Source organism: Candidatus Obscuribacterales bacterium, assembly GCA_036703605.1.
Lineage (GTDB): Bacteria > Cyanobacteriota > Cyanobacteriia > RECH01 > RECH01 > RECH01.
In genome coordinates this window covers 1-6,679 of the sequence record DATNRH010001052.1, presented here as the reverse complement: position 1 = coordinate 6,679, position 6,679 = coordinate 1, and the positions used below count along the sequence as shown (strand labels likewise).

The 6,679-nt window shown below is 53.4% G+C and carries 7 protein-coding genes; 1 reads left to right on the top strand and 6 read right to left on the bottom strand.

Annotated features, from left to right (window positions below; genetic code table 11):
* Positions 1-33 precede the first annotated feature (33 nt).
* The 6 genes from V6D20_21430 to V6D20_21405 all read right to left on the bottom strand — a co-directional run bounded on the left by V6D20_21430 (position 34) and on the right by V6D20_21405 (position 5,432).
* A complete protein-coding gene (locus V6D20_21430; GenBank protein ID HEY9818344.1) occupies positions 34-1,959 on the bottom strand; it encodes a S9 family peptidase in 1,926 nt (641 codons plus the stop codon).
* A 341-nt stretch (positions 1,960-2,300) separates the two neighbouring features.
* Entirely contained in the window at positions 2,301-3,086 is a 786-nt protein-coding gene (locus V6D20_21425) for an MBL fold metallo-hydrolase (protein HEY9818343.1), read from the bottom strand.
* 100 nt (positions 3,087-3,186) lie between these two features.
* Positions 3,187-3,798 (bottom strand): aminodeoxychorismate/anthranilate synthase component II, encoded by a 612-nt coding sequence (locus tag V6D20_21420; protein ID HEY9818342.1) that lies wholly within the window; start codon positions 3,796-3,798, stop codon positions 3,187-3,189.
* A 122-nt stretch (positions 3,799-3,920) separates the two neighbouring features.
* On the bottom strand, positions 3,921-4,376 hold the full coding sequence (locus V6D20_21415; protein HEY9818341.1) for a diacylglycerol kinase family protein: 456 nt from the start codon (positions 4,374-4,376) through the stop codon (positions 3,921-3,923).
* Positions 4,377-4,681: 305 nt separating this feature from the next.
* Positions 4,682-5,206: an rRNA maturation RNase YbeY gene (gene ybeY / locus V6D20_21410; protein ID HEY9818340.1), complete on the bottom strand. Its 525-nt coding sequence runs from the start codon at positions 5,204-5,206 to the stop codon at positions 4,682-4,684.
* 7 nt (positions 5,207-5,213) lie between these two features.
* A complete protein-coding gene (locus tag V6D20_21405; GenBank protein ID HEY9818339.1) occupies positions 5,214-5,432 on the bottom strand; it encodes a DUF3285 domain-containing protein in 219 nt (72 codons plus the stop codon).
* A gap of 432 nt (positions 5,433-5,864) precedes the next feature.
* Between V6D20_21405 and V6D20_21400 the strand changes: the two genes are divergently transcribed.
* The coding region (locus V6D20_21400) for a hypothetical protein (GenBank protein HEY9818338.1) at positions 5,865-6,679 on the top strand (815 nt) is incomplete at its 3' end.

Here is a 6,679-nt window from a genome sequence, read left to right as displayed (position 1 = left end):
AGCCATACCCCATGGATCCTGATCTAGCGGGGCTTATAGGTTAGCGATCGCCACCGGCTCAATAGTCTCGGCTAGCTCAAAACCAAAGACCTGGGCATAGAAATAGAGCTCACCATCTAAGGTTCGTTTAATATTCTCCGCTTTACGAAAGCCGTGCTGCTCCCCTTCAAACAGCACATAGGCTACCGGTAACCCTTTATCTTTGAGGGCAGAGACCATCATTTCGGCTTGATTGGGGGGCACAATTTTATCTTCATCACCTTGAAAGAAAATCACCGGACAGGCTAGTTGATGAATGTGGTGGATGGGCGATCGCGCTTCGTACAGATCTTGGCGCTCGGGGTAGGGGCCAATCAATCCGTCAAGATATCGTGACTCAAATTTATGGGTATCTTCCGCCAGAGCTTTGAGATCGCTGACGCCGTAGTAGCTAGCCCCTGCCTTAAAGGTATTCCGGAAGGTAAGGGCTGCTAGGGTTGTGTAGCCTCCAGCACTGCCGCCCTGAATCACCAAGCGATCGCCATCCACTTGTCCCTGCTGCACCAGATATTCTGCACCATTGGCACAGTCGTCTACGTCCACAATGCCCCAGTTGCCCTTGAGGCGTTCGCGATAGGCTCGACCATAGCCGGTGCTGCCACCGTAGTTGACATCGAGAATGCCAATGCCGCGACTTGTCCAATATTGAATACCGGGGTTGAAGGTGGCTGAAGTAGCCGCCGTTGGGCCGCCATGGCCCTGCACCCGCAGGGGTGGACGTTCGCCCTCCGGGGCTACAAAGTCTTTATTTTGGGGTGGGTAGTAGATGGCATGGGCGGTGAGACCGTTGCTGGTAGGGAATTCAATCACCTGGGGCATGGAGAGATAGCCGGGATCGATGTCCATCTGGCTAGAACGACGCAGCACCTGTACCTGTTCGGTGATCAAATCCAGGGCAGCGATCGCACTGGGCGCATCGGGGGAACCGCCTAGAAATACAGCTTGTTTCTCAGATACTTGCAGGCCGCCGATGGCGGTGTAGGGGGTGGCGATCGGTGTTAGCTTTTTAGTCGTTGTATCTAACCGAGCCAGCACCTGAATGCCGCGCTCCACATAGGTGCAGATCAGCATATCCGCTGAAGCAAAGCCGTAGGTGGCCATGCGAAACACCCATTGGGGGAGGCCAAACTCGGCTGACTTAGGACACATGGGTTCAACCATGTTGTCATGCCAGCGGTAAAGATTCCACCAGCCGGTGCGATCGCTAACGAAATAGAGCACGCCATCCGGCGACCATTCCGGCTGAAAAACGGACTCTTCTAGACCACCAGCAATGCAGTGAGCGCCATGCACCTGGCCCTGCTCGTCTACGTTAGCCAGCCACAGTTCCGTGCCATCCCAGGGCATATTGGGATGGTTCCAGCTAAGCCAAGCGAGGTAGCGACCATCGGGGCTGAGGCGGGGTGATGCATAGAAGTCACTGCCGGACACCAGCACGGTGCCGTAGCTTTCTGGGTCTAGGCTCAGGGCAGCGATCGCGTTGACCGGTTCGCCATCCCCACTGCCATCTTCACGGACGCAGACCAAACGCTGGCGTCCCGCATCCCATACGGCATCGGCGTAGCGATAGGGGCCCTCCGGGGTTACGGGCGTCGGATCTGCTCCCGGCGCTTGGCGATAGAGACGTTGATCTAGAAAATTCGAGAAATAGACAATTCCATCGACGACAATATAGGCTCCGCCGCCATATTCATGGACACGGGTACGCACATTAAACGGAGCTGGGGTGACATCCTCGGGGTTGCCAGCCTTCCAACGGACCACAACATTGCGACCCCCTTCCGTAGGCCGCCCCTCACTCCAATAGAGGCGATCGCCATCGAGGCGAATTTCACCCAGCCGCAGACTACCCGCCACAATGAGGTCGGATGTAATGGGCGAGATCCAACTTCCATAGGGAGCAACTTGAGGTTCAGACATAATACTTCGCAGACCAGAAAACCTTACATCATACAAAGATAGAAGGTTCTGTCGGTGATGCGCTAGGGCTCTAGCGATTCTCACCGCGAAATCTACTCCGATCCCGCGGAGGTCGTGCTCCAAAGATCCTGGGCATGAGTGATAGAAAGCTGCTTAACCCAAGGCTGAACATGGCTCAAGGGTGGACTCAATTCAATGAAGCCGCTGGGTTTCGACGTTGCTCAACCCTCTTTTCATCAGGTTTTGAGCATAAGCGACATCGAAATGCCAGCCAGCCATGATGTCCTCACAGAGTCAGATACCTTTGAGCACGGCCGATTAAACACCGGGATGACCCGAGATCAAAACGAGTAGTTGAAGACCCGCACGCTGGCTCCAGAGGCAGGGAGATCGGCGACACCAATGGACACGGTGTCTGTTGTATGACGAGTAATAGATGTACCCGACAGGAGATTCAGGAAATCATCCACTGGCGTAATATCGCAGGTGTTGGCATCGGCGGCGGCGGTACGATAGTGGGTGGGAATGATCACCTTGGGGTTTAGTGCCTCAATGGCAGCGATCGCTTCTTGGGGCGTATAGGCCTTGTCACTGCCGCCGACGGGAATTAGCACCACATCAGGACGACCAATGAGCACCTGTTGCTCAAAGGTAATCGGGGCAGCAGCTCCACCCATATGCAGAATATTCAGCCCGGCCTGTTGCCAGTTCCACATGACATTGGTGCCAAATCGCCGTCCACCCACGCGATCGTGGGCAATGGGAATCCCTTCAATTTGAGTCCCCGATAGCTCATAAAGTCCCGAGCTGGAGAGAACGCGGGGATTGCCCGGCAGCCCTTCCACTACGCCTTCGTCCAGCAACCGGCTGCTGATCATGACAACATCGGCGGTCACCTGGGGCGATCGATAGCCTGCAGTGCAGCCAATGGCTTGAAAGGGATTGACAAGAAATGTTTGACCATCGCCCGTAAACGAAAAGCACGTATGCCCCAGCCAGCGAATTTGCACAGAACTGGACTGGGCTTGGGCGGCGTTGCCCAACAGACCCAGACCCACACTTGCGCCTAACCCAGCTCCCGTATATTGAATAAACTGTCGCCGCTTCATAATTTCCTCAGGATTCACCACTGCTGAACGCGATCGCCCTTGACCCAGGCAAGCTTAGGTTCCATCGAGATGCCTATCCAGCACGATGGAGGGACGAGTATTGATGCTATTTCGGTGTTCAGTGCGCTACGAGCGATCGCTGACTCACCTCAGCCAAAAAGTTACTTAACAACAGCTTGCCGGATGCCGTCAAGATACTCTCTGGATGAAATTGGACACCTTGGAGGTGCGGATAGTTCCGATGGCGCACGCCCATAATTGTGCCATCTTCTACCCACGCCGTAATTTCCAACACATCCGGACAAGACTCGCGATCGATGATTAAGCTGTGATAACGAGTGGCTGTGAAGGGGGTTTCAAGACCGGCAAAGACCCCCACTCCGGTGTGATGGACTGGAGATGTCTTGCCATGCATCAACTCTGGCGCAGAGGTAATCCTACCACCAAAGACTTGTCCGATGCTTTGGTGCCCGAGACAAACGCCTAGGATGGGATAATCGGGGCCGAGGTCACGAATGAGGTCTAGGGAAATGCCTGCATCTTCAGGACGGCCGGGGCCAGGTGAGATGACAATGCCGTCAGGATGGAGCGATCGCACCTGATCGAGAGTGATTTGGTCATTGCGATAGACCTGGATCTCAGCAGCGACGGGATGGTCGGCACCTAGCTCGCCCAAATATTGAACGAGGTTGTAGGTAAAACTATCGTAATTGTCGATAACAAGGATCATAATTTCAAGGCAACGCGGGTATGAAGGACAAGGCACGTCTTGAACAAGGTATGGCAGTATACCTACCGCAGGTCGGGTGTGAGCTGCAAGCGTTAGGGTGATCTAGCTTGATCCTAAGACAACTAGCTGACCCAGAGGAGAATTCGCTGAAGCAATGGAGGAAGAAGCAGAGAGCCAGCCACAATCATGGCTGCCAGCGCTGAGGTGAGGACGGCCCCTGCGGCACAGTCTTTGGCAATTTTAGCGAGGTCGTGGTAGCTCTGCTTAACGGTTAAATCGACCACGGACTCAATGGCGGTATTCAGTAATTCCATGGTCAAAACGGCACCAATGGTTAAGCCAATAATGGCCATTTCCACGGCGGTGAGCTGGAGATAGATGCCAAGTATCAGGGCAAGCGTGCCGACCAGCAGATGAATTCGAAAATTGCGCTGGGTGCGGAAGGCGTAGCGTAGGCCCGCCCAAGCGTACCGAAAACTCACGAATAAATTTGATGCAACCCGCCATGAAAGCTCCCGATCGGCTTTGGGTAGGGTGGAGGACTGGGACGCTGTCTCCGTTGAGGTCTGCTGAGACATAGGCAACGTTACCTGATCAAAACAATTTGAACTGCTCTCTCGCCGTTACGATCGCGTACAGCAGAGAGGTCTAAACGTATCACCTGAGTATGGCATTCACGGTGATTAACCCTATCAACGGAATGCTCTCATGGTACCCAGACACTCTAGATTTATAGCTTTGCTTTCATACTGATGCTCTCTTGGCTGCAGCAAGATGCTTGGCAGGGAGAAAGACATACATTACAAACTCATTCATGGTACAACCTCTCCCTAGAAGAACAAAGGGTCACCCGATGACCAAGAAAACCCAGGCTGGCAGGGCGTTAGGCTACGGGGTCGGGCAGCAAGGCAGCGGTAATCCCCACGGTGGCTAGCAACACCTGCTGTTGGTTCAGCATATCCCAGAGGGTGTCATCATCGGGATGATCCCATCCCAGCAGATGCAGCAGTCCATGGGTTGCTAGGATAGCCAATTCATCGCTCAAAGAATGGGACGTCGCCTGCCGCTGAGCTGTTTCCACAGAAATGACAATGTCACCGAGGTAAACCGGCATCTGCGATCGCATTTCAGCCAGCCCCGGCAGAGGATCATCTATGGTAGCGAAGGCCAAGACATCCGTGGGCCGATCAACCTGGCGGTACTGGGCATTCAGCTCGTGGATGTCGGCATCGGTGGTGAGCCGCAGGCTGATTTCGTACTGCCCAATCGGGGATAGATCGGGCTGCATTTCGCATAGCCAATGCTGGAACCACTGCTGCCACTGGTCATCTGAGGGGCGATCGCTTCCCTGGGGCCAGTCATCTACGTCATCTTGCACCAAGAGTTCTAAAACGGGGAGGGGAGCCATGGTGATTCTACCGAGTTAGGTAGGCCAGACCCACTAGCAACGCTAGCAGACCAACCACTGTGAGACCAAAATGCACTAAAGACTGCCCGCCTTTTTTGACCATGTTGCGCATGGCTAATTTGACGTAGCTAGGTGCGGGCTCGTTGGGGGTGATGGCTGGCCCTGGCTGGTTTGGATCGATGGGCAGGTCTGTTGGAGCGGGAGAGGGGGAAGACGGTTGGGTCATGGAGCCACGGGGTGATGTCAAACTACAACGTTCAGAGGGCAGCTAGGCGAGCCGTCTGTATGCACAGGGTAACAAAAAAGAGCTGGGCAGAGAATAGCAGAGGAGCGATCGCTCTCGCAAGATGAGCTATGGGCAAGCCTGGGCACGCTTGCGCACAAGGCTTATCTTAAGTCTCAGGGCTGTACATGAAGCTCATCAACAAAGATAAGAAGCAGGGACTAGATCACCGCTTGAGTTCTGTTATCAGTGCCGAACAAGATCAACAGATATCCATAAGCTTAGGGGTACGATTTCAACCATGCCTTGTTCAATATCCTAGAAAGTTTTAGTCTATGGTCTCTCAAGGGTCTCTCAAGTCGTCAACAACCTGACGCTCCCTGCTAAGTCTTGTAGCATAGACCTAAAGCATAGCCGGTTCTAGGCACTACTCCGATGAGGCCGCTCAAACCACCCCCGTCCCAATCCGCTGCCCGACTGTCGCTCCAAGCCACTCTCGATCAAGTCGTGGCCGCCGAAGCCCACCGTAATGAGCGCAATTTTGCCTATGTACGGGCGGTTGTGCTATTCATTTCTTCCATGCTTGATGTAGCTGTGTTCTTGTTTCCTCAGCCCTTGATGGGGGAAGAGTCTATTCCTCCTACGGTGATGATCATTAGCCTTTGCGCCAGTGTGTTTGCTCTAGGGTTGGTTAAAGTTTTACAGCACACCTTATCGTTGCGTAGGCTGCGTCAGTGGCAGTTGATTATTCCAGTCTTTGACAGCCTGCTGCTGTGTGCGTTTATTACTAATATCTGGCAGGTTCTCGGCAAAACTCAGCCCCTCATCTTGACGAATATTGCTGCCTTTTGTTGCTTAATGGCTATATCTGGAGGTATTCGCCTCAGCCGCCGTGCTGCTTGGTTAACCACTCTGTTGTCCTTGGCTAATTTTATCTATGCAGCCAACTTATTTCAGCTTGATATAGCGATCGCTCTTTTCGCGACCATTACTATTTTTGGTACGGGCTTTTTAGGCATGTGGATGGGGGGGATTGTTCGCCGCCATATTAAAAATGAGTCAGGACGGGTGTTAATTGAACGATTTTTACCTCGAACGGTGGTGGAAACTGCTTTCGAGTCGCCCCTTAATCTTCTGCAGCAACCTAAAAAATGTGATGTGACTGTGGTAGTTGCTGATTTACGTAGCTTCACTCAGTATTCTGAACACCTAGATCCTCAAGCGGTGCTGGATTTTCTTAACCGCTACCA

Excerpts from the sequence above, each read along its gene's own strand:
- V6D20_21430 (HEY9818344.1), bottom strand. The coding sequence starts at position 1,959 with ATGTCTGAACCTCAAGTTGCTCCCTATGGAAGTTGGATCTCGCCCATT.
- V6D20_21420 (HEY9818342.1), bottom strand. The coding sequence starts at position 3,798 with ATGATCCTTGTTATCGACAATTACGATAGTTTTACCTACAACCTCGTT.
- V6D20_21415 (HEY9818341.1), bottom strand. The coding sequence starts at position 4,376 with ATGTCTCAGCAGACCTCAACGGAGACAGCGTCCCAGTCCTCCACCCTA.
- ybeY (HEY9818340.1), bottom strand. The coding sequence starts at position 5,206 with ATGGCTCCCCTCCCCGTTTTAGAACTCTTGGTGCAAGATGACGTAGAT.
- V6D20_21405 (HEY9818339.1), bottom strand. The coding sequence starts at position 5,432 with ATGACCCAACCGTCTTCCCCCTCTCCCGCTCCAACAGACCTGCCCATC.